The organism is Mesorhizobium sp. Arg314, from assembly GCF_053714275.1.
This window is the reverse complement of sequence record NZ_JBSKBP010000068.1, coordinates 1-1,629: the sequence shown is the minus strand read 5'-3', so window position 1 is coordinate 1,629 and position 1,629 is coordinate 1. Positions and strand designations below refer to the sequence as shown.

Below are 1,629 nucleotides of genomic sequence, written 5' to 3'. Positions count from 1 at the left end.
TTCAGGTGATCGTGAGCAGCGATCTCAGACGATCGTGAGCACCTTTTCGGGGTGCTGGACGCTTCGGCTGAGCTGGCGGCTGCCCGAGGGGATGGATGACGAAGGCCTTGAGCTGCTGCTCTTCCCGGCGCCGATCCGCGAGCTCGTCGATGTACGCATCGCCGACAACATCGTCGAGATCTTCCGTAAGGGTCAGCGGATCGCCAGCCACGCCCGCGCGCCCAAACCGAGCTGGTGGCATCAAAAGCTTAGACGCGAAGGAATCGGCCTCCACCTCCACTCTCAAGCGCCTGTTCCGGCAGCTAGTATTATTGCAGCCCGACCTTCAAGTCGCGCAGCACCGCCGCAAGCCCGGGTTCCTTGAGAAGGGGTCCGTGCCTGACCGTGCGCAGCTTCGGAACTGCCCGATCGTAGATCGCCAGATTTGTTTCACCGTTCAGCCGCGACGGGTAAATGATCCCATCTAGCTGCGCCGGGTGATCGTGAATCGCTATTGACCATCGACGCGACAGGCTCTGCTTCGAACCCCGTGCAACATCGCTGGGAATGCCCATTCGCAAGGGGCCGTCCCCCCGCAAGTCGACGAGCGACAACGCCACGATAACCTCGACCAAAGCATAGCTGCGCTCGGTAAGGTCCCGTTCGTCGAGGAGCAGATTGCCTACCCGGCCATCGCCCTGATCACGCAGGACCGCCTCGACAAAACAGACCTTCGAGCTGCTGCCAAGATAGAGAACGCCGAAGCGATTGGCACTCATACGGCGGCGAGGATCACTGAACCGGCTAGGGCCCTTGCCGAATCCCAGCGGATTCTTGAAACGCGTAAGAAAGATGCGCCCGAACCGCTCACCAGCGGCGATTGTCGCGCTATCCAGCGCGACAGTCGTGAATTCCGATGGAGGATCTCGCCCAGGCACTCAGGCAAAGGTGCCGTCAGCAATGCTGTCGGCAACTGCGAGCGCCTCATCGGCTTTGCCGCGCCGCAACGCCTCGCGACCCGTCATGCCGTCGAGCTCTGGGTGGGCCTGGACGAGAAAACGATATACCGACCAGGGGCCACCGCCGAGACGCTCGAAGAGACGCGGAAGGGCTGCAAACGGCTTTCCATCTTCGCCGACTTGCCAAGCTGGAAAGCGAAAGCCGCGTTTGGCTCCATCGAGACCCAACACCTGGTGATTTTGGCGTTTGGTGTTGACGGTCATGCGACTGGTGCCCAGCAGCATGGCGAATTTATCCGCACTCAGCATGTCCTCTCGAGCGAGGATCGTTGCGGCGTGCACCTTGCCGCGCTCACGTGCCTCATCGAGCGCGTCCGCCAAATCGTCAGCGGCATCAGTTCCCGGCTCTTCTATCGGAATGACGGTGGTGTCGCCCGTTGGATCCACCTTGACTCGGAAACTTACCGCTCGACCCGCCGCTTGGCTTTCGGCCATCGCCTTGCCATAGCCAGCCAGTAGTGCCTTCACCTTGGCCGGCTTTGCCGAAATCACCTCGACAATGTTGCGCGGCGCGCGGAAAGTGACCCCCGCGACACCCTTAGGCAACGCCGCGCCTCCATTGGTCATGAATGCAGTCGTGAGCATCGCCTGCGAGGATTGCCGCGGCGACCGCTTGGGGCCGTGCCCGCTC

General features: G+C 61.8%; 3 protein-coding genes. All 3 read right to left on the bottom strand.

The window, feature by feature from the left end:
* Position 1: 1 nt before the first annotated feature.
* The gene (locus ACWGS9_RS31980) at positions 2–211 is read right to left on the bottom strand and encodes a hypothetical protein (RefSeq protein ID WP_454508997.1); all 210 of its coding nucleotides are present in this window, start codon (positions 209–211) and stop codon (positions 2–4) included.
* Between the two features lie 97 nt (positions 212–308).
* Positions 309–806, bottom strand: a complete 498-nt coding sequence (locus tag ACWGS9_RS31975) for an RES family NAD+ phosphorylase (protein WP_454508996.1) — start codon at positions 804–806, stop codon at positions 309–311.
* A 111-nt stretch (positions 807–917) separates the two neighbouring features.
* Positions 918–1,629 (bottom strand): XRE family transcriptional regulator (locus ACWGS9_RS31970; protein ID WP_454508980.1); only part of this gene is annotated, 712 nt, incomplete at its 5' end.